Source organism: Dactylosporangium sp. NPDC051087 (genome assembly GCF_055586325.1).
In genome coordinates, this window is sequence record NZ_JBVJIJ010000009.1 from 101019 (window position 1) to 119986 (window position 18968).

Sequence of the window (18968 nt, forward strand, 5' to 3'; positions counted from 1 at the left end):
GTCAACGCATGCGACTCACCGTCTTCGGGGCCACCGGCCCCACCGGCCGCCGGCTCGTCGACCAGGCCCTCGCGGCCGGCCACGAGGTCACCGCCGTCACCCGCCGCCCGGTCCCGGCCGGCCCCACCCCTTCCGGTGCGACCCGCGCCGGGCTCGCCGTCGTCACCGGCGACGTCCTCGACCCCGGCGCGGTGGACCGGGCCGTCGCCGGCAGCGACGCCGTCCTGTCCAGCCTCGGCGTGCCACCGACCCGGCGGCCGGTCAGCGTCTACTCGCGGGGCGCGGCGAGCATCGTCGCGGCGATGCACCGGCACGGCGTCAAGCGGCTCGTCGCGGTGAGCTCCAGCGTGATGGACCCCGCCTGGCGGCCCACCGGCGAGCACTTCTTCAACCTGGTCATGGACCCGCTGGTCAACCGCAGGATCGCGGGTACCGCCCACGACGACATGCGCCGGATGGAGGCTCTGGTCCGCGACAGCGACCTGGACTGGACCCTCGCCCGCCCGTCCGGCCTGTTCGACCACCCGGCCGTCACCCGCTTCCAGACCGCCCCGGACGTGGCGGACGGGCTCTTCACCGCCCGCTCCGACCTCGCCGCGGCCATGCTCGCGCAGCTGGACGGCGAACGGTTCGTCCGGCGGGCGATGGCGGTCATCACCACCGAGGTGCGACCGGGCATCGCCCGCCTGATCTGGCAGGAGGCGAGACGGTCACGCGGACCGGCCGGCGTCTGACCTCGCGGCGGTGTCCAGCTTGCGGGTGTCGCGCAGCTGCACGTACGGCTCCTCGGCCTCCGGGTGCCCGGCCTGGATCGCGCGGCTGCGCTGCAGCTCGGCGTCGAGCTCGGCGCCGAGCAGGATCGCGATGTTGCTGATCCACAGCCAGACCAGGAAGACGATGACGGTGGCGAGGCTGCCGTACGTCTTGTTGTACGAGCCGAAGTTCGCCACGTAGAACCCGAACCCGGCAGACGCCACCAGCCACAGCACGACAGCCAGGACGCTGCCGGGGCTGACCCAGCGGAACCCGCCGTGCCTGGCGTTCGGGGAGGCCCAGTACAGGATGGCGAACAGCAGCACGACGATCAGCACGAGGACCGGCCATTTCGCGATGTTCCACGTCGCGACCGCGCCGCCGCCGGCGCCGATGGCCCGGCCCGCCTGCTCGGCGAGCGGCCCGGTGAAGACCACGAGCAGCGCCGCGACGGTCAGCAGGACGCCGGTGACGACGGTGACGCCGAGGCGGATCGGCAGCGTCTTCCAGATCGGCCGGCCCTCGGGCACGTCGTAGATGGCGTTGGACGCCTGCATGAACACGCCGACGTAGCCGGACGCCGACCACAGCGCCGCGCCGAGGCTGACGACGGCCAGGATGCCGGCGGTGCCCTGCTGGCCCTCCTGCAGGTTCCTGGCGGCGTCGCCGAGGATCTCCGACACGGATCCGGGGGCGATCCCGCCGACGTTGTCGATGACCCGCTGCACGGTGTCCTTGCCGAACAGGCGCAGCCCGGTCACGAGCAGCAGCAGCCCCGGGAAGATCGACAGGACGCCGTAGTAGGTCAGCGCCGCCGCCCAGACGGTGATGTTGTCGTCGGTGAACTCCTTGACGGTGCGCCGCAGCACCTTCGGGTACGACTGCTTCGGCAGGCCGCTGATCCTGCTGGGGCCCTTCTCGGCGGTCGGCTGGCGGGGGAGCCGGTCCGGCTCGTCCGCGGCGGTGCGGCCGACCTCGTCTGTCTCGTGCCCGTCCGTGCCTGTTGCCATGCCGACCTCCCTGACCGTTGCCCTCACGTGCTGCCATTCCCCGCGGTCGAGGGCCGAACCATCGACGACGTGTTTGGTTGCCGGAGGACAAGGGAATGACCGCTGCAGCCGGTGGCCGGTGTCACCGCGGACGTGGACGTGGACGCGGTGCGGACCGTGGTCCGGGAAGGACGGGCGTCGTGGGCAGTTCGGACGTTCCCCAGGACCCGCAGGAGCTGCGGGCGCAGATCGCGAGGACCCGTGCGGAGCTCGGTCACACCGTCGAGGCCCTCGCCGCGAAGACCGACGTGAAGGCCCGCGCGAAGGACGCCGCCGCGCAGGCCGCGGACCGCGCCAAGGGTGCCGCGGCGGACGCCGCCGGCAAGGCCAGAGACGCGGCCGGCAAGGCGAAAGACGCGACGCTGGACGCCGCCGGCAAGGCGAAGGTCGCCATCCAGGGGCAGGCCGCCGGGCTCGCCGGCACGGTGTCGGACAAGGCGGTCGTCGTGCGGCGCAGGCCGGTGCCGGTGGCCGTGATCGGCGCCGCGCTGATCCTCGCCGCGGTCGTCGCCGTCGTCGTGCGCCGCAGGGGGCGATGATGGGCCGCCTGGGCGCGAAGATCGCGTACAAGCCGGTCGGGCTCCTGCTCGGCGCGGGCGCCGGCCTCGTCGCGGGGCTGGTCTTCAAACAGGTGTGGAAGGTCGTCGCCAACGACGACGACGCGCCGAACGCCACCGACGAGGACCGCGGCTGGGGCGAGATCCTCGTCGCCGCCGCCCTGCAGGGCGCGATCTTCGCCGTGGTGAAGGCGACCGTCGACCGGGCGGGCGCCGTCGGCGTGCGCAGAGCCACCGGCCGCTGGCCCGGCTGACACCGGGCGCCTCGCACCCCTGCCCGTCGCCCGATCGAGCGGCACCGTTTTCCGGCCCGGCCCGGCGGGTACTGGCGAGCCACATCAGACCTCGGGAAGGGACCGGGCCGTGACCGATGTCGTGGAACCCCGCAGCCGCTGGCGCCCCAGCGCACTGCTGCGCGGATACGCCGCCCTCGTGGTGTGGCTGCGCTGGTTCATCCTCGCCGGCTGGGTCGCCGCGGCCGCCGCGTCCGTGATGTACCTGCCGGCCCCGCAGGGCGGCGCCGACCTGGAGCAGCTGGTGTCGGCGAACAACCCGGCCGTCGCCAGCGAGGTCCGCTCGTTCGAGAAGTTCGGCTTCCCGCTGCTGAGCCGCGTCGCCGTGGTGCAGCGCAAGGCCGACGGCCTGTCGCAGGCCACCCAGGAGGAGGCGGTCGAACGCGCCCGGTCGGTCAGCGACGGCACGTACACCGACGTCGGCCCCATCAAGGCGGCGGTCCCGGTCATGAACACCCTCGGGCTCTTCCCGGGCTCCGCCGAGGACGGCACGACGATCGTCACGCTGCTGTTCACCGACCCGTCGGTCACCTTCGGCGGGCAGGTCGCCGCCGCGGAGCAGTTCGTGAAGCTGCACTACGACGCGGACGACGCCGTCGTGGGGATCACCGGCTCCGTGCCGGCCCGCGTCGAGCAGACCCGCATCCTGCAGTCGAAGGTGCCGACCCTGGAGCTGATCACCGTCGGCGCGGTGTTCCTCATCGTCGCCTTCGCCTTCCGGTCGCTGATCGCGCCGCTGCTCGCCCTCGCCGCCGCCGGCATCGCCACGCTGCTGACCATCTACGTCGGCGGCGCGCTCGCGGCGCGGCTCGGGGTGCCCGTCCCGCAGGAGACCCAGCCGCTGCTGGTGGCGCTGCTGCTCGGCGTCGTCACCGACTACGTCGTGTTCTACCTGTCCGCCGCGCGCCGCCAGCTCGCCGCCGGTGAGTCACGGCTGGACGCGGCCCGGCACGCCACCGCCCGCTTCACCCCGATCATCGCCGTCGCGGGGGCGACCGCCGCCGCCGGTACCGGCGCGCTCATCGTCGCCGACGCGCCCACCTTCCGGGCGTTCGGCCCCGGCATGGCCCTGGCCATCCTCATCGGCGTGCTCGTCGCCGTCACACTCGTCCCGGCGATGCTGGCGATCCTCGGCCGGGTCACCTTCTGGTCCCTGCTGCGCCGGCCCCTCGGCACGCGTGGCGCGGAGCCGGCCCCGACCGGCGGGCGCTGGTGGGCGAGGCTGCTCACCCGGCGCTGGTTCGCGCTGCCGATGCTGCTGCTGTGCGTCGGCGGGCTGGTCGTCGCCGCGCTGCCGCTGCAGCACATCCGGCTCGGGGTGTCGTTCGTCGAGGCGCTGCCGGCCGGCCACCCGACGCGGGTCGCCGCGGACGCCGCCCAGACCGGGTTCGCCGACGGCATCCTGTCACCGACCGAGGTCCTCATCGAGGGCGCCGGCGTCGCCGGGAAGCAGGCGGAGCTCGACCGGCTCCAGCAGGCCCTGGCCAAGGAGGCCGGCATCGCCGCGGTCCTCGGCCCCGGCACCAAGGGCCTGCCGGAAGGCTTCAGCGTCTTCCAGGCCCGCGACGGCGCCGCCGCCCGCTTCCTGCTCATCCTCGCCGACGAACCGCTCGGCGCCCGCGCCGTCGACACCGCGGGCCGGATCCAGCGGGACCTGCCGGGCCTGCTCGCCGCCGCCGGTCTCGACGGCGCCACGGCCACCCTCGGCGGCGACACCGCCGTCGCGCACGTGATCGTCGACCAGACCGTGCACGACCTCGGCCGCATCGCCATCGCCGCGCTGCTGGCGAACCTGCTGTTCCTGGTGCTGTTCCTGCGGGCGCTCATCGCGCCGGTCGGGCTGCTCGCCTGCAGCGTCCTCGCGATCGGCGCCACGCTGGGCCTGACGACCTGGGTCTTCCAGGACCGGCTCGGCGGCGACGGGCTGACCTTCTACGTGCCCTTCGCGGCGGCGGTGCTGCTCGTCGCGCTCGGCTCCGACTACAACATCTTCGGCATCGGGCCCGCGTGGCGGGAGGCGCGGTCGCGCCCGCTGCGGGAGGCCCTCGCGATGACGCTGCCACATTCGGCGCGCGCGATCCGTACCGCGGCGTTCACCCTCGCGGTGAGCTTCGGCCTGCTGCTGATCGTGCCGCTGCGGCCCTTCCAGGAGCTGGCCTTCGCCCTCGCGGTCGGGGTGCTCATCGACGCCTTCGTCGTCCGCTCGCTGCTCGCGCCGGCGCTGCTGAGCGTGCTCGGATCGACGGTGGCGCCACCCGTCGAGGAGGCACCGGCGCCGCCGCCGCAGCCGGTCGGGTTTGCCCCGCGGGGTTAGGCTCGAAGCCATGCTGATCGCGAAGCGGACCAGTGTGTGGCGCTCCCGATACACGGTGACCGACAACGGCCGGCAGGTCGCCGCGTGGGAGGGCGCGGTGTGGCGCAGCGGCGGCGATCTCGCCGTGGCCGGCCAGTCCTTCCAGGTCCGCGGCAACATGTGGGGCAACAAGTTCGCCATGCTCGACAAGGCGGGCGGGACGGTGGCCGCCGCCGACCGGGTCGGCCGCAAGCAGTGGACGGTGACCGCCGGCGGCCTCGTCTACGAGTTCCGCCGCGCCTCGATGTGGAGCCAGGCGCAGGATCTGTATGCGGGTGGCTCGAAGGTCGGCTCGGTGCGCAAGCTCAGCTTCTGGGGCAACGACGTCGCCGTCGACCTGCCCGGGGTGCCGCTGCCGGTGCAGGTCTTCGTCCTCGGCGTCATCGTGTCCATGTGGCAGGCCCAGTCCGCGGCCGCCGCGTCATCAGGCGGCGGCTGAGGGCCGGTCGAGGGCGCGCCCGTCGAGGTGGATGTCGACCTTCTCGTTGTAGAAGGCGACGAGTCCCGCGATCGGGGTCAGCGCCGCCGTCGGGAAGTCGTAGGCCCACGCGATGTCCTCATGCGCCGTCGTGCCGATCCGGGCCGACCAGTAGCCGGTGGTGCGTCCCTTGTACGGGCACGACGTGCGGGTCGGTGACGGCTCCAGGCGGGTGAAGTCGACGTCGGTCCGGTTCAGGTAGTACCGGGTCGGCAGGCCGGTCTCGAACACCAGCACCGGCGACGACGTCTCGGCCAGGACCACCCCGTCGAGTGAGACCCGCACGGCGCGGGTGGACCGCAGGGCGTCGACACGGCTGTACGGACTGCGCGGGTGCACGAACACCTGCTCGTCCTCCTCGAACCACGCGTCGAGGGAGTCCCACTCGAGGCGGGCGAGGCCGGCGACGGGCCCGTCGGTGTAGATCCGCCCGGCGCCGGGGCGGTCCACGTCGCCGGCCCGCAGGCCGATGCGGCGGGCGCTGCCGTGCTTGAGCCGCTGCACGTGGTCCTCGTCGACGACGGCCGCCGGGTCGAGGTCCTCGGCCGGGACGTAATACTGCGGGTAGGCCGGCGACTCCCACAGATACACGGCACGGGTGGTGGAAAGGACGGTCCGGCCGCCCAGCACGGCGCGGATCCGGCGCGGCACCGGCTCGGTGTGGTCGACCGGCACGATCGTCTTCGGGTAGTCGGCTGTCACGTCTCCCCGCCTACCACGACCTCGCCGATCCTAACCCGCATCGGGCGGATCTCGAGGGCGGCGACGGCCTCCTCGACGAGGCGGCTCAGCGGATACGGCAGCTCGGCGTCGAGCTCGCCGGCGGCCGCGACGGTCGCCGCCATCTCCGCCTCGATCGCCGGCATGAGCCGGGCCGCCCGGTCGGTGAGGTGCACGATCCGCTGCCGGGCGTCGTCGCCGGCCTCGAGGCGGACGAGGTCCTGCCGGGCCATCTCCGCGACGGTCTGGCTCGCCGCGGAGTGGGTGACGCCGACCGCGGCGGCCAGGTCGCGGATCGTCGCCGGACCCCGCTGGGTGAGGACGCGCATGACCGGGGCGAACCTGGGCCGCACCTCGGGCAGCCCGAGGTCGGCGTAGACGGCGGCGACGTCGCCGTCGAGCAGTTCGAGGAGGTGCCGGAGCCGGCTGCCGAGGAATGTCACAGCACTAATATAACAGCGCTGTTGTATCGTGTCGGGCATGTATCCGCTCATCGACCCGTACGACGATGGCATGCTCGACGTCGGCGACGGCAACCTCGTGCACTGGGACGTCGCCGGCAACCCCGGCGGCCTGCCCGCGCTCGTCGTGCACGGCGGGCCCGGCTCCGGCTGCACCCCCGGCACCCGGCGTTACTTCGACCCGGACCGCTACCGGATCGTCCAGTTCGACCAGCGCAACTGCGGCCGCAGCACCCCGCACGCGGCCACCCCGGACGCCGACCTGCGGCACAACACGACGGCGCACCTGATCGCCGACATGGAGCGGCTGCGGGAGCACCTCGGGATCGACCGGTGGGTGCTGTTCGGCGGCTCGTGGGGCTCGACGCTGATCCTCGCGTATGCGCAGACCCACCCGCGGCGCGTCGCCGGCATCGTCATCGACGGCGTCACCGCCGGCCGCCGCCGCGAGATCGCCTGGCTGTATGAGGGGGTCGGCCGGTTCTTCCCCGCGCAGTGGGCCGCGTTCCGCGACCACGCGGCCGCCGCGGACGGCGACGTCGTCGCGGCCTATGCCCGGCTGATGGAGTCACCCGACGCGTCGGTGCGCGCCGCGGCCGCCGAGGCGTGGTGCACGTGGGAGGACGCCGTGATCTCCCTCGAGCCGAACGGCGTGCCCGATGCGTACAGTGGCCGCCCCGACGACGCGAGACTGGCCATGGTCCGCATCTGCACCCACTACTTCGCCAACGCCGCCTGGCTGGAGGAGGGCGTCCTGCTGCGCGACGCCGGCCGGCTCGCCGGGATCCGCGGGGTCCTGCTGCACGGCCGCTTCGACATCAGCAGCCCCCTCGAGACGGCCTGGCACCTCGCGCAGCGCTGGCCGGACGCCGCCCTCACCATCGTCGAGGACTCGGGCCACACCGGCAGCGACACCATGCGCGGCCTGATCCGCGCCGCCCTGGACTCCTTCGTCTGACGCCCACCTTCGTCTGACGCCTATCGCAGCCGGGACGCGTAGTCGCGGAATTTGGACACGGCGTCGCCGGTGACCGCGGCGCCGTGGCCGAACACCGCGACCTGGAAGTCGAGGTCGGCGAGGCGGGCGGCGCTGCGCACGGCGACGGACTGGTCGGCGTTGGTCACCTTCGGCGACGCGCGGACCCGGCCGAACCTCGCGGTCGCCGCGTCCCCGGCGAACAGGACCCCGCCGCCGCGGTCGAGCAGGAACGACACGTGACCCGGCGGGTGCCCGGGCGTGTGCACGGCGGTGATCCCGGGGATCCCGGTCGGGCCGTCCCCGTCGAGGATCCGGTCCACCGGCGCCGGATCCGCGCGCAGGAACCGCGCCGACAGTTTCAGCAGCCAGTGGTGCACGGGTGCCGCCTGCTCCCCGGTGATGACCGGCGCGTCCCAGCGGTGCGCGACGACCTGTGCGCCCGTGCGCCGCCGCAGCTCGGCGAGCGACCCGGCGTGGTCGGCGTGCTGGTGCGTCATCAGGATCGTGTGAACGTCGGCGAGGTCGTGGCCGGTCGCGCGGACGGCGTGGGCCAGCCTGCCGGCCCTGTGCGGCAGGCCGGTGTCGACGAGGACCAGGCCGTCGCCGGCCTCGACGAGGTGCGCGTGGACGAAGCCGGTGGCGATCTCCCACACCCCGTCGACGATCCGCCGCATGCGTCAGTCCCACCAGAAGTGCCAGGCGGGCGCGCCGACGAGGGTCGCCGCGTAGCCGGACAGGCCGTCGTGCTCCCACACGTTGTCGGGGCAGAACGCGAAGTGCTCGGCGGCCACCGCGACCGCTTCGTCCACGGTGGACGGTGGCGCGGCGACGCTCAGGAACAGCTCGGCGAAGCCGACCCCGACGACCCGGACCCCGAAGCGCTCCTCCCAGCTGCGCAGCACCGCGCTGATGTGGGCGGTGTCCCCGGCGTGGTTGGCGGGCCCGTCCCAGCCGATGACGGCGAGGGTGTCGGCGCCCCGACCGGCGGCGGCGAGGCCGAGCCGCCACGGCCGCCGCGACGCGAGCAGCGCCGCCGCCTCCCGGTCCGCGGTCGCGTCGGCCTCGGCCGGGTGGACGGCCGCGACGGCGGGCGCGAGGCCGGGCCAGTCCTCCTGGCCGGTCGCCGACGCCGCCCACCACGCCGACAGCAGCGCCGCCGGGTCGTGGGTGGCGGGGTCGGACATGTCGTCGGGGATCAGCTCGCCCTCGATCCACGGGCGGGCCGGGTCGCCGTCGAGGTGGGTCAGCAGCAGCGGCCACAGCCCGGTGCCGGCGTGCGCGGCGCGCAGCTCCTCCCACAGCCCCGGCGGCGGGGACGTCTTGCTCAGCCAGAGCACCGCGGGCTCGTCGTCGTCGAGGTCGGGCCGGATGTGCCGGCCCGCGGGCAGCGGCACCGTGAGGGCCTTGACCCGGGCGGGCAGCGTCAGGCGCTTCGAGGACACCATCAGCCGCACTTCGACCCTTTGACGCCCCTGGCCAGCTCCTTGCTCGTGCCGCTGTCGACCCTGACGTGGATGACGCCGCCCGCATACGCCGTCGTGGCGGCCAGGTCGCACAGCTGCCGGGCGGCCTCCGCGTCACCGTCGGACAACGTGGTCGCGACGACCAGGGTCACGCAGTCCTTGTCCACCGTCACGCTCTGCACCCCGGGCCGCGCGAGGCGCTGCTGGACCTCCGCCGCGACCGCCCCGCCGCACGCGGTGGCCGCCTGCCCCGTCGGCGCCGGTGCGGGCGAGCCGTCGCAGCCTGCCAGCGCCAGCACGGTCACGGCGGCGAGGACAAGAGCGCGCTGGATGCTCATCGCTGTGACGCTAGCGCCCGCCCCGCATCCGCACCAGTCGATCCGCGGGTGAACCTGACCCGCCGCCCCGGTCAGCCGATGACCCGGTCGCGGCCGGCGAGGACCGCGAACACGCCCATGACCGCGGTCAGTGCGCAGATGGTCGCGAGGGGCAGCGTCCAGGAGCCGCTGGCGTCGCGCAGCGCGCCGATCAGGACGGGACCGCAGGCGGCGAGAAGGTAGCCGATCGACTGGGCCATGCCGGACAGGGCGGCGGCCTGGCGGTGGTCGACGGCGCGCATGCTGAACAGCGACAGGCACAGGACCAGGGACATGCCGGCGCCGAGGCCCGCACTGCACAGCCACACGACCGACAGGCCCGGCGCGAGCAGCAGGCCGCCCGCGCCGAGCAGGATGAGCGCGGCGCACACCAGGGCGACGAGCCGCTGGTCCCGCAGGCGCCGCATCAGGTGCGGGGCGGCGAGGTTCGCGGCGACCGCGGCGATCAGGTAGACGAACAGGTGCCAGCCGGCGGTGGTGGCGGAGACGCCATGGTCCTGCTCGATGGTGGGCAGCCAGGCGACCATGACGTAGAAGACCAGCGACTGCAGGCCCATGAACAGCGTCACCTGCCAGCCGGTCGCGCTGCCCCACGGTGAGCGGTGCGCGGCCGTCGTCCCGGCGGCGCCGTCCGCGCCGGGCGGGCGGGTGCGCAGCCGGGGCAGCCACACGGCGGCGGCGATGACGGTGAGGCCGACCCAGCAGCCGAGCGCGATCCGCCAGCCGGCCGTCGACTGGCCCGCGATCGGCACCGCCACGCCGGACGCGATGGCCGCGACGATGCTCTGCGTCGCGGAGTACGCGCCGGACAGCTGCGCGACGCGGTCCGGGAAGTCGCGCTTGACGAGACTGGGCAGCAGGACGTTGAAGAACGCGATCGACGCGCCGATCGCGACGGTCCCTACCCAGATCCCGCCGGCGACCGGCAGCGACCGCAGGACGATCCCGGCGGCGAGCACCGCGAGACCGAGGCCGATGGTGCGCTCCAGGCCGAGCCGGCGGGCGACCAGCGGCGCGACGGGGGAGAAGCCGGCGAACGCCAGGAGTGGCAGCGCCGTCAGCACCCCGGCGGCGGTGGCGGTGAGCCCGAGGTCGGCACGGACGTCGTCGAGCACCGGCCCGACGGACGTCAGCGCCGCCCGCAGGTTGGTGGCGATGAGCAGGACGCCGACGACGAGGAGCCCGGTGCGGGCCCGGACAGGCGTGGCGAGGGTGGCGGTCATGAGGCACTCCCGTGCAGGATGTCGCGGCCTTCTTCGACGAGGGCGACGCTGCACGCCTCGGCGGCGGCGGGGTCGCCGGCGGCGATCGCGTCGACGAGCCGGTGGTGCAGGTCGTGGACGGCACGGTCCTCGTGCAGGGCGGCCGTGTCGCTGATGGTCTGGGTGATGACGGGGCTCAGGTGCTGATACAGCTCGGCGAGCAGCGGGTTGCCGCCGGCGATGACGACCGCGCGGTGGAACGCGAAGTCGGCCTCGACGAACCCGGGCAGGTCACCGGCGGCGCGGGCCGCGTCGCGATGCTCGAGGAGCTCCCGCAGCCGCGCCACGTCCTCGCCGGTGGCGTGGGTGGCGGCGCGGCGGGCGCCCCGGTGCTCGAACAGCGCCCGCACCTCGAAGGCGTCGTCGGGGTCGGCCTCGGCGACCCGCCGGCCGAGCGAGACCTGCAGCTCGCTGTCGGCCCGCACGTAGGTGCCGTCGCCCGGCCGCGCTTCGAGCAGCCCGAGATGTACGAGCGCGCTCAACGCCTCACGGACGGTGTTGCGGCTGACGCCGAGTTCCTCGGTGAGCCGGTGCTCGGGCGGGATCCGGGACCCGACCGCCCAGTCACCGGCCGCGATCAGCGCCTTGAACTGACCGGCGACCTGCACGGCGAGCGGCACGCTCCGGCGAGGACTCTCCAGCACCCGACCTCCAAATGTAGGACATTTGGATGGTAGGACATCTTGGTTGGTTAGGCCAGCTTCCGAACCACCCACCAGGCGGCGAGCCCGAGCGCCGCGGCGGCCAGCCCGGCGAAGATGCCCGTCTCGATGAGCTGGAACGTCCAGAAGCGCTCGATCGGCTGGTACGTGTCCGCCCACTGGTAGCCGAGGCCACCGAGGCACGCGTCGGTGGCGGCGTGGTCGGCCTGCGCCCGGCACGCGGCGGGCACCTCGGCGAGCGTGGTCAGGGCGCCGGTCGGGTCGACGGTGTCGTGGGCGAGGACCCAGTCGCCCTTGCCGGCGCGCGGGTCGGTGCCGCCGAACGCGTACGTCGACCGCAGCGGCGCCATGAAGTGCTCCCGCCAGACCCGCACGAGCACCGTCGTCACCAGGTACACGACCAGGGTGACGGCCATCGCGGGGACGGTCCGGCGCAGCAGCGCCCCGGCCGCGGTGCCGACGGCGAACGCGAACACGGCGTAGGCGACCGGGACGATCCCCCGGAAGTCGAAGACGTTGGGGTCGAGCCGCCCGTACAGGACGGTGCCCCCGGCCCGCAGCCGCTCGATCGGCGCGAACCACCACGTCATCAGCTGGGTGAACGCCGCCGCGCCGGCGGGGGCGCCGGCCAGGTGCACGCCGAGCCGCGCGGCGAGCCACCGGCCGCGCCCGTGCGACTGCGTCCAGACCAGCCGGTGGGTGCCCTGCTCCAGCTCGCGGGCGATGAGCGGCCCGCCCGCTTCACGACGGTGGTCACGGTGTCGAAGCGCATGTCGAACGCCTGCGTCAGGTTGCCGCAGTCCCCGCCGCCCGCGAGGCACGCGTCGAACCCGGAGTCGTGCATGAACGCGGTCATCGCCTGCCGTGTCAGTACCGCGAAACCGGCGCGGCGGCCCTCGGGCCGGTCACCATCCGGTGCTGCGCCAGCAGCGTCTCGGTGTCGTCGGCGAGCTGCACGTGCGAGGTGGCCAGCAGCACCAGGAACTCGCACGTCTTCTCGACGTCGGCGAGCAGGTGCGAGGACAGCACCACCGTCACCCCTCCGTGTGGGTCGCTGGGATCTCCTGCCGCACAGCTGCGCGGTACATGGCCTCGATGTCGTCCTCGACGAGGCCGGCCCGGCGCGCCGCGCGCACCCAGTCGGCCAGCCGCTGCCGCAGCTCGTCCTGCTCGGCCTGCTCGGCCAGGCCCTTCGGGCCCAGCGACGCCCGGACGAACGTGCCGAGCCCCTGCCGGACGATGAGGAGCCCTTCGCGCTCCAGCTCGCGATACGCCTTCAGCACCGTGTTGGGGTTGACGGCGAGCTTCGCCACGACCTCTTTCGCGGTCGGCAGCTTGTCCCCGGGCTCCAGCAACCCCAGCCGCAGCGCGTGCCGCACGGATGTCAACCGACGCGAGGGTCAGCGGGTGTTGTGCGCGGCCGTCAACAGCTCGACGAAGTCCAGGGCGGCCTCGACGGACCAGGCGACCGAGAACGCCGCGAGGCCCGCGGGGAGCAGGTGGAGCAGCCGGGCGCCGCGCCAGGTGCGGGGGGTCAGCAGCAGCGAGACGCGGCGCGGGACGATCCCCGCCGGGATGGCGACGTGCAGCATCGACCAGCCCGTGCCGGCCGCCGACGCGCCGGTGCCCGCGGTGGCGAGGGCGGCGGCGCCGATGGCGTGGGCGACCGTACGGCGGCTGCCGACCTCCGCGGCGGCCTGCTCGTCGGCGGCGCGCTCCAGGAGGTAGTCGACGTGCCGGGCCACCCACCACAGTGCCGGGTGGGCGGCGGCCGCCAGGCCCGAGAGGCGGGCCAGGAGGTGGTGCCGGCCGGTGAGGTGGGCGTGCTCGTGGGCGAGGAGCGCGTCGAACTGCCGGTCGGTGAGCAGCGACCGCATACCGGTGGTGACCACGACGTAGCCGGGCCTGCCGGGGACCGCGAACGCCTTGGCCTCCGGGTCGGTCAGGACGACGAGCGGGCCGGGGTCGGCGGAGCGGCCCAGGGCGAGGACGTCGCGGTGCCGGTGCCAGCGCAGGGTGACGGAGACGGCGACGGCGGCGAACAGCGCGACGCTGAGCCACGGCACCCACGGCTCGGCGGCGGTGTCGGCGGTGACGACCGAGGCCGACCAGCCGGCCGCGTGCGCGACGGCCGGGACCTGCGCGACCGCCTTCAACGCGAACAGCAGCAGGTTGACCGTGCTGGCGGCGGCGACCACGGCCGCGGACCAGGCGACGGCGCGGGCCGCGGTCGCCGGCGGGAGCCGGTCGGCGAGGAGCCGCACCACGAGCACGACCAGCGGCGGCACCACGACCACCGACCACACGAAATGATCGAACACGTGACCTCCGTCCCGGCGTGCCTGCGAAGGACTCTATCCAGCCGGGTCCGTGGCGGCCGCCGGAGGCTGGATAGAGTTGCGCCGGTGAGCACACCAGACCGCCGCCGGCCCGGGCAGCTCGAGGCGCAGGTGGTCACGGTCCTCGGCGAGGCGGCCGGGCCGTTGACGCCGGGCGAGGTCCGCGACCTGCTGGACCCGACCGGCGCGCTGTCATACAGCGCCGTCGTGACGACCCTGACCCGGTTGCACGAGAAGGGTTCGGTCACCCGGCACCGCGACGGCCGGGCGTTCCGCTACGGGGCGCTGCGCGACGCGGCGGGTCTGGTCGCGGAGCGGATGAGCCGGTTGCTCACCGATGAGCCCGACCGGGCGACGGTGCTGCGCAGGTTCGTCGGCACCCTCGACGACAGCGACGAGGAGACCCTGCGGGCGCTGCTGCGGGAGCACCCCGAGGACTAGGCCCACTGGCCGCCCCCGTCGCCGTTCCGCGGTCCTGTCCGGGTTCTGCTAGCTTCTACGTCTTGTAGAAGTTCTGCGGGAGGTGCCTGGCGTTGGTGCTGGACGACATCCTCCTCGCCCTGCTCGGCGGCCGGGACGGCAGCGCGTGGGAGCTGATGCAGCGCCACGACGAGCTCTTCGGCGGGGCCCACCGGATGGACATCGTCCGGGTGATGGCGGCGGTGACCCGGTTGGAGCGCGGCGGCTTCCTCCGCGTGGATGCCGCTGTACCGGCACGCATGGCCAGCGGCAACCGGCGCACCTGCACGCTCACGGCCGCCGGCCGGCAGCGGCAGCGGGCCTGGCTGTGCGAGTTCGCCGCGGACGTCAGCGTCCAGGACGTCTACGTCCGCGGGATGCTGGCGGTGCAGACCGCCGAGGAGGCGACGTTCGAGACGTTCGTGCGCAACGGGCTCACCGCCACCCGGGTGCGGATGCACGCGCTCACCGACGACGTCACCGGGGCCAAGGCCGCCTTCGAACGCGAGACCGTCCGGGCCCTGGCGCTGTGGCTGCACCAGCTGCCCGACCACCGGGCGCCCCGCTCCGCCGCCGGCTGACGGCCCGGTCCGGTCCGCTCCGCCGTCCGGATGGCGAGCGCGGTCCGGTCTGCTCCGCCGTCCGGATGGCGAGCGCGGTCCGGTCTGCCGTCCACCGGTGGGCGCGGCCCGGGTACCGTCCATCGGGTCGGTCATCCAGCGAACCCCACGGACGGAGCGGACCATGGCTCGCCATCGTGGCCGGATCGGCCCGTTCCCCAGATGGGTCGTCGCCGTCGCCGCGGTGCTGCTGGTCGCCGGCGGCGCGGCGCTGTGGTTCGTCGCGGCCGGCCGCGAGACGTCCACCCCTGGCGCGCGCCCGTCCGGCGCCGCGCCCGGCTCGTCCGCGGCAGGTTCGCCGTCGGCGTCGCCGAGCGCCGACTGCGCCGCGACCCTCGCCGCGAAGCTGACCCCGGAGCAGCAGGTCGGGCAGCTGGTCATGATCGGCACCCCGATCGGGACGCCGCTCAACGCCGTGCAGGCGATCCAGCGGTACCAGCTGGGCGGCATCTTCCTCGCGGGCCGCAGCACGGCGCCGGCGGCGACACTGCGGCAGTCGATCGGCCAGCTGCAGGCGGCCGCGGCCAAGTCGTCCGGCCTGGGCCTGCAGATCGGTGTCGACCAGGAAGGCGGCCAGGTGCAGACCCTCAAGGGCGCCGACTTCCCGCTCATCCCGTCGGCGGTCAACCAGGGCAAACTCGACGACGCGACGCTGAAGTCGCGCACCGCGGAGTGGGCCGGCCGGCTCAAGGCCATCGGCGTGACCATCGACCTCGCCCCCGTCGCCGACGTGGTCCCGGCGAGCGTCGGCAAGGCCAACCCGCCGATCGGCGGCTTCGACCGGCAGTTCGGCGCCACCCCCGAGCCGGTCGCCGCGGACGTCGCCACCGTCGTGGTCGCGATCCAGGGCGCCGGGGTCCTCGCCACGGTCAAGCACTTCCCGGGCCTCGGCCGCGTGCGCGTCAACACCGACACGTCCACCGGCGCCCGGGACGACGTGACGACCGCCGACGACCCCGCGCTGCAGCCGTTCGTCAGCGGCATCGCCGCCGGCACGGCCGCCGTCATGATCTCTTCGGCGACCTATCCGAAGCTGGACGCCGCGAACGTCGCCGCGTTCTCCGCGCCGATCGTCACCGGCCTGCTGCGCCAGAAACTCGGCTTCGACGGCCTGGTGCTCTCCGACGACCTGGGCGCCGCGGTCGCCGTCAACGCCGTCCCGCTCGGGCAGCGCGCGGTGCGCTTCATCAAGGCCGGCGGCGACGTCGCGCTGTCGGTGAAGCTGTCCGACGCCGGCCCCTGGACCGACGCGCTGCTGGCCGAGGCGAAGGCCGACCCGGCGTTCGCCGCCCGGGTGACCGAGTCCGCGACCCGGGTCGTGCGCGCCAAGCTGCGCGCCGGCCTGGCCAAGTGTGGAGCCTGACGCTGCCGGCGACCTTCCCCTCGCACGCCGCCGCGGTCCTGCCGCTGAAGCTGTGGAAGCCCACCTGGTTCGACGGGGTCGCGCTGGTCATCGGCGCCGCCGCGCCCGACCTGCCCTATGCGATGGGCAGCGGCCGGCCGCCGTACACCTGCGGCCACACCTGGTGGGGAGTCCTGGCGTCCGTGTCGGCCACCACGGCCGCCACCGTGCTGGTGCGCCGGGCCGCACCCGAGGTCGCCGCGCACCTGCCCCGCCTCGGCCCGTTCAACGTCCGCGACTACGGCGCGCTCGGCGGCGTCCGGCACCCCTGGTGGGTCACGGCCGGCTCCGCGCTGCTCGGTGCGGTGAGCCACGTCGCGTGGGACCACGTCACCCACGCGTCCGTGGAGGGCACGAAGGTCGGGATCCCCCGGCTCGGCCGCGAGGTGCTGCCCGGGGTGCCGGCGTGGATGCCGCTGCACCTCGCGTCCAGCGCCGCCGGCGCGGCCGGCTGGCTGGCGATGTCCGCCCGGATCGGCCGCCGCCGGCGGCTCACCGCGTGGCACGGCCCGGCGCCGCGGGTCCCCCGCCGCCCGGCGCTGTTCTGGGGCACGGCCGCGGCGGTCGGCGCGGCGGGCACGGCGGCCGCGTTCCGGGCGCCGGCGATGCGCGACCGGATCGTGCCGTTCCTGCCTCCGATGCCCCGCCCGGCGGTGCTGTCCGCCCGCCTGCTGGGCGTGACCGCCGCGTCCCTGACGGCCGCCGCGGCCGTGCACCGCGCACTGTCCCGGCGCCGCTGACCACCCGCGGGTGCCTACCGGCGGACGCCGTGCTGCCGACTCGCTCCCGGGCGGCAGGACGTCTCGCTTCCGGGCGGCAGACGCCCGGTTTCCGGGTGGCAGGCCGGCGACGTCCTCGCCGGCTTCGCGATCATCGGCGTGGCGTGGCGTGGCGTGGCGTGGCGTGGCGTGGCGTGGCGGCCCGGTCGGTGCGATGGTCCATACCGGCGTCACGATCCGGCCCGGCCCGTCGCGGCGGCGTGCAGGTGACGAAGTCACCCGGGGGATCCAGCAGGCGGTTGCGGCGGCCCGCCCCGACCCCACCGTCGAGACCACGGCGTTCTTCGTCATCGCCGGCGGTTGCGGTGTGCGGCGGGTCCGCGTCACCGGGCCGTCGCGAGCTGTGCCGGGCACAGTCCGAGCCAGCGACGGTCGCCGCGAAGCCGGCGCAGGAGTTCCCGCGGTGTGCCGCGGGTGGTCGCGGTGTTCTTCAGCGGTGGTTCAGGTCGGCGCCGCTAGGTTCGGTGCATGGGCGAATGGTGGCGGCGGGTGACGGGGCGGTTCGGGGTGCGGATGCGGTCCGCGCTCGCCGCCGCGGTCGTCGTCGCGGTCGCCGCGCTCGTCAGCGGGGTGGTGCTCGTCGTCGCGGCCCGCTACATCCTCACCGACAACATCGACCAGTCTCTCGGGCAGCGGGCCGCCCAGGTCGCCGCGTCGCTCGGGGCCGGTGACGGTGCCGGGCTCGCCGCCACGCTGCGCCCGTCGGCGCGGGACCGCACCGTCGTGCAGGTCGTCGACGGCGACGGCCGGGTCGTCGCGGCGTCCGCCGCCGTCGCCGGGGCCGCCGCGATCTCCCCGCTGCGGCCCCGGCCCGGGCAGACGCTCCGCGAGCGGCGCGGCCTCGGCACCGCCCACGACGAGGACTTCCTGGTCGTCGCCGTCGGTGTCGGTACCCCGGACGGGCCGCGGACCGTCCTGGCGGCGCAGTCCCTCGACGAGGTGGACGACGGGACCGAGGCGGTCCTCGGCGCGCTCGCCGTGGGGATGCCGCTGCTCACCCTCGTCGTCGGGGCGGCGACGTTCCTGTTCGTCGGGCGTACGCTCCGCCCGGTCGACGCGATGCGCCGCCAGGCCGACACGATCACCGCCCGGAACCTGCACACCCGGCTGCCCGTGCCGGGCACCGCCGACGAGATCGCCGCGCTCGCCACGACGATGAACACGATGCTCGACCGGATCGAGTCCGCCGCGGACGCCCAGCGGCGCTTCGTCGCCGACGCCAGCCACGAGCTGCGCAGCCCGCTGTCGACCATCCACGCCGGGCTCGACCTGCTCGCCGCCGCCGACCTGCCGCCGGCCGCGGGCACCCACGTCACGCGGATGCGGCACGAGAGCGCCCGGATGGCGCGGCTCATCGCCGACCTGCTGCTGCTCGCCCGCATCGACGAGTCCGGTCCGCGGCTGCGCCGGGAGGACGTCGACCTCGACGACATCGTCTACACCGAACGCGACCGCCTCGCCGCGGGCCGGCCAGGCCTGCGCGTCGAGGCGCGGGTCGTCCCCGCCCGCGTCGACGGCGACCCGCACCACCTGCAGCGGGTCCTGCGCAACCTGCTCGACAACGCGGCCCGGCACGCCCGGGGCCGCGTCGGGATCGACCTCACCGTCGCCGGCGGCACGGCCGAGCTCACCGTCGCCGACGACGGCCCCGGCATCCCGGCCGCCGAACGGGAGCGGGTCTTCGGCCGGTTCGTGCGCCTCGACGACGACCGCTCCCGGCAGGCCGGCGGCACCGGCCTGGGACTGCCGATCGCCCGCGACGTCGTCGCCGCGCACGGCGGCACCCTCACCGTCGAGGAGTCCCCGGCCGGCGGTGCGCTGCTGCGGATCCGGCTGCCCCTGACGCCTGACTGACCGGCCGGGGGTCAGCGCGACGTCTGCGCCGCGCCGGTCCGCACGACGTTCGACGCCGGGTGGCCCCCGGCGCGAGGCTCCAATGACACGATGCGACAAGGCGTGACG

General features: G+C 74.7%; 23 protein-coding genes. 11 read left to right on the forward strand and 12 right to left on the reverse strand.

Features of this window, described 5'->3' with window-relative positions:
- The first annotated feature begins 8 nt into the window (after positions 1-8).
- A complete protein-coding gene (locus tag ACZ6TV_RS18635; RefSeq protein ID WP_465298433.1) occupies positions 9-734 on the forward strand; it encodes an NAD(P)-dependent oxidoreductase in 726 nt (241 codons plus the stop codon).
- On the opposite strand, the gene ACZ6TV_RS18640 is transcribed toward ACZ6TV_RS18635, so the two are convergent.
- The gene (locus ACZ6TV_RS18640) at positions 711-1763 is read right to left on the reverse strand and encodes a YihY/virulence factor BrkB family protein (RefSeq protein ID WP_465298434.1); all 1053 of its coding nucleotides are present in this window, start codon (positions 1761-1763) and stop codon (positions 711-713) included. The genes ACZ6TV_RS18635 and ACZ6TV_RS18640 overlap by 24 nt on opposite strands.
- Positions 1764-1942: 179 nt before the next feature.
- Here ACZ6TV_RS18640 and ACZ6TV_RS18645 point away from each other — a divergent pair, with 179 nt between their 5' ends.
- The 4 genes from ACZ6TV_RS18645 to ACZ6TV_RS18660 all read left to right on the forward strand — a co-directional run bounded on the left by ACZ6TV_RS18645 (position 1943) and on the right by ACZ6TV_RS18660 (position 5444).
- Complete coding sequence (locus ACZ6TV_RS18645; RefSeq protein ID WP_465298435.1) at positions 1943-2341, forward strand: DUF3618 domain-containing protein; 399 nt, start codon at positions 1943-1945, stop codon at positions 2339-2341.
- Positions 2338-2613 carry a DUF4235 domain-containing protein gene (locus ACZ6TV_RS18650; RefSeq protein WP_465298436.1) on the forward strand — a complete coding sequence of 92 codons (276 nt, stop codon included), beginning with the start codon at positions 2338-2340 and terminating at the stop codon, positions 2611-2613. Before ACZ6TV_RS18645 ends, ACZ6TV_RS18650 begins: the two co-directional genes overlap by 4 nt.
- A gap of 109 nt (positions 2614-2722) precedes the next feature.
- Entirely contained in the window at positions 2723-4966 is a 2244-nt protein-coding gene (locus ACZ6TV_RS18655; RefSeq protein WP_465298437.1) for an MMPL family transporter, read from the forward strand.
- A gap of 10 nt (positions 4967-4976) precedes the next feature.
- Positions 4977-5444, forward strand: a complete 468-nt coding sequence (locus tag ACZ6TV_RS18660) for a hypothetical protein (RefSeq protein ID WP_465298438.1) — start codon at positions 4977-4979, stop codon at positions 5442-5444.
- Here ACZ6TV_RS18660 and ACZ6TV_RS18665 read toward each other — a convergent pair.
- Together ACZ6TV_RS18665 and ACZ6TV_RS18670 are read right to left on the reverse strand one after the other, a co-directional pair.
- Complete coding sequence (locus tag ACZ6TV_RS18665) at positions 5430-6185, reverse strand: DUF427 domain-containing protein (RefSeq protein ID WP_465298439.1); 756 nt, start codon at positions 6183-6185, stop codon at positions 5430-5432. The two genes, ACZ6TV_RS18660 and ACZ6TV_RS18665, sit on opposite strands and share 15 nt — an antisense overlap.
- On the reverse strand, positions 6182-6646 hold the full coding sequence (locus ACZ6TV_RS18670; protein ID WP_465298440.1) for a MarR family winged helix-turn-helix transcriptional regulator: 465 nt from the start codon (positions 6644-6646) through the stop codon (positions 6182-6184). Before ACZ6TV_RS18670 ends, ACZ6TV_RS18665 begins: the two co-directional genes overlap by 4 nt.
- 37 nt (positions 6647-6683) lie before the next feature.
- Here ACZ6TV_RS18670 and pip point away from each other — a divergent pair, with 37 nt between their 5' ends.
- Positions 6684-7622 (forward strand): prolyl aminopeptidase, encoded by a 939-nt coding sequence (pip, locus tag ACZ6TV_RS18675; RefSeq protein ID WP_465298441.1) that lies wholly within the window; start codon positions 6684-6686, stop codon positions 7620-7622.
- Positions 7623-7642: 20 nt separating this feature from the next.
- Here pip and ACZ6TV_RS18680 read toward each other — a convergent pair whose 3' ends face one another.
- The 9 genes from ACZ6TV_RS18680 to ACZ6TV_RS18720 form a co-directional block, all read right to left on the reverse strand.
- Positions 7643-8317 carry an MBL fold metallo-hydrolase gene (locus ACZ6TV_RS18680; RefSeq protein ID WP_465298442.1) on the reverse strand — a complete coding sequence of 225 codons (675 nt, stop codon included), beginning with the start codon at positions 8315-8317 and terminating at the stop codon, positions 7643-7645.
- Between the two features lie 3 nt (positions 8318-8320).
- A complete protein-coding gene (locus ACZ6TV_RS18685; protein WP_465298443.1) occupies positions 8321-9088 on the reverse strand; it encodes a DUF4253 domain-containing protein in 768 nt (255 codons plus the stop codon).
- Complete coding sequence (locus ACZ6TV_RS18690) at positions 9088-9444, reverse strand: hypothetical protein (RefSeq protein ID WP_465298444.1); 357 nt, start codon at positions 9442-9444, stop codon at positions 9088-9090. The genes ACZ6TV_RS18685 and ACZ6TV_RS18690 overlap by 1 nt, the downstream gene beginning before the upstream one ends.
- A 71-nt stretch (positions 9445-9515) precedes the next feature.
- A complete protein-coding gene (locus ACZ6TV_RS18695; RefSeq protein ID WP_465298445.1) occupies positions 9516-10706 on the reverse strand; it encodes an MFS transporter in 1191 nt (396 codons plus the stop codon).
- Complete coding sequence (locus ACZ6TV_RS18700; protein ID WP_465298446.1) at positions 10703-11389, reverse strand: FadR/GntR family transcriptional regulator; 687 nt, start codon at positions 11387-11389, stop codon at positions 10703-10705. The genes ACZ6TV_RS18695 and ACZ6TV_RS18700 overlap by 4 nt, the downstream gene beginning before the upstream one ends.
- A gap of 47 nt (positions 11390-11436) precedes the next feature.
- A complete protein-coding gene (locus ACZ6TV_RS18705) occupies positions 11437-12228 on the reverse strand; it encodes a transporter (protein WP_465298447.1) in 792 nt (263 codons plus the stop codon).
- 46 nt (positions 12229-12274) lie between these two features.
- Positions 12275-12445 (reverse strand): hypothetical protein, encoded by a 171-nt coding sequence (locus ACZ6TV_RS18710; protein ID WP_465298448.1) that lies wholly within the window; start codon positions 12443-12445, stop codon positions 12275-12277.
- Entirely contained in the window at positions 12442-12786 is a 345-nt protein-coding gene (locus ACZ6TV_RS18715; protein WP_465298679.1) for a GntR family transcriptional regulator, read from the reverse strand. The genes ACZ6TV_RS18710 and ACZ6TV_RS18715 overlap by 4 nt, the downstream gene beginning before the upstream one ends.
- A gap of 21 nt (positions 12787-12807) precedes the next feature.
- A complete protein-coding gene (locus ACZ6TV_RS18720) occupies positions 12808-13728 on the reverse strand; it encodes a M56 family metallopeptidase (protein ID WP_465298449.1) in 921 nt (306 codons plus the stop codon).
- A gap of 84 nt (positions 13729-13812) precedes the next feature.
- On the opposite strand from ACZ6TV_RS18720, the gene ACZ6TV_RS18725 reads away from it, so the two are divergent.
- From ACZ6TV_RS18725 to ACZ6TV_RS18745, 5 genes are all read left to right on the forward strand, one after another.
- On the forward strand, positions 13813-14187 hold the full coding sequence (locus tag ACZ6TV_RS18725; protein WP_465298450.1) for a BlaI/MecI/CopY family transcriptional regulator: 375 nt from the start codon (positions 13813-13815) through the stop codon (positions 14185-14187).
- Between the two features lie 95 nt (positions 14188-14282).
- Positions 14283-14786 (forward strand): PadR family transcriptional regulator, encoded by a 504-nt coding sequence (locus ACZ6TV_RS18730; protein WP_465298451.1) that lies wholly within the window; start codon positions 14283-14285, stop codon positions 14784-14786.
- 163 nt (positions 14787-14949) lie between these two features.
- Positions 14950-16188 (forward strand): glycoside hydrolase family 3 N-terminal domain-containing protein, encoded by a 1239-nt coding sequence (locus tag ACZ6TV_RS18735; RefSeq protein ID WP_465298452.1) that lies wholly within the window; start codon positions 14950-14952, stop codon positions 16186-16188.
- The gene (locus tag ACZ6TV_RS18740) at positions 16176-16967 is read left to right on the forward strand and encodes a DUF4184 family protein (protein WP_465298453.1); all 792 of its coding nucleotides are present in this window, start codon (positions 16176-16178) and stop codon (positions 16965-16967) included. Before ACZ6TV_RS18735 ends, ACZ6TV_RS18740 begins: the two co-directional genes overlap by 13 nt.
- A 507-nt stretch (positions 16968-17474) precedes the next feature.
- Positions 17475-18860, forward strand: coding sequence for a sensor histidine kinase (locus ACZ6TV_RS18745; RefSeq protein WP_465298454.1), 1386 nt, complete (start codon positions 17475-17477; stop codon positions 18858-18860).
- The last annotated feature ends 108 nt before the right edge of the window (positions 18861-18968 follow it).

What these genes read in the sequence shown, in the direction of transcription:
- ACZ6TV_RS18635 (WP_465298433.1), top strand. Translation starts at nt 9, where the DNA reads ATGCGACTCACCGTCTTCGGGGCCACCGGCCCCACCGGCCGCCGGCTC.
- ACZ6TV_RS18640 (WP_465298434.1), bottom strand. Translation starts at nt 1,763, where the DNA reads ATGGCAACAGGCACGGACGGGCACGAGACAGACGAGGTCGGCCGCACC.
- ACZ6TV_RS18650 (WP_465298436.1), top strand. Translation starts at nt 2,338, where the DNA reads ATGATGGGCCGCCTGGGCGCGAAGATCGCGTACAAGCCGGTCGGGCTC.
- ACZ6TV_RS18660 (WP_465298438.1), top strand. Translation starts at nt 4,977, where the DNA reads ATGCTGATCGCGAAGCGGACCAGTGTGTGGCGCTCCCGATACACGGTG.
- pip (WP_465298441.1), top strand. Translation starts at nt 6,684, where the DNA reads ATGTATCCGCTCATCGACCCGTACGACGATGGCATGCTCGACGTCGGC.
- ACZ6TV_RS18680 (WP_465298442.1), bottom strand. Translation starts at nt 8,317, where the DNA reads ATGCGGCGGATCGTCGACGGGGTGTGGGAGATCGCCACCGGCTTCGTC.
- ACZ6TV_RS18685 (WP_465298443.1), bottom strand. Translation starts at nt 9,088, where the DNA reads ATGGTGTCCTCGAAGCGCCTGACGCTGCCCGCCCGGGTCAAGGCCCTC.
- ACZ6TV_RS18690 (WP_465298444.1), bottom strand. Translation starts at nt 9,444, where the DNA reads ATGAGCATCCAGCGCGCTCTTGTCCTCGCCGCCGTGACCGTGCTGGCG.
- ACZ6TV_RS18695 (WP_465298445.1), bottom strand. Translation starts at nt 10,706, where the DNA reads ATGACCGCCACCCTCGCCACGCCTGTCCGGGCCCGCACCGGGCTCCTC.
- ACZ6TV_RS18735 (WP_465298452.1), top strand. Translation starts at nt 14,950, where the DNA reads ATGGCTCGCCATCGTGGCCGGATCGGCCCGTTCCCCAGATGGGTCGTC.
- ACZ6TV_RS18745 (WP_465298454.1), top strand. Translation starts at nt 17,475, where the DNA reads ATGGGCGAATGGTGGCGGCGGGTGACGGGGCGGTTCGGGGTGCGGATG.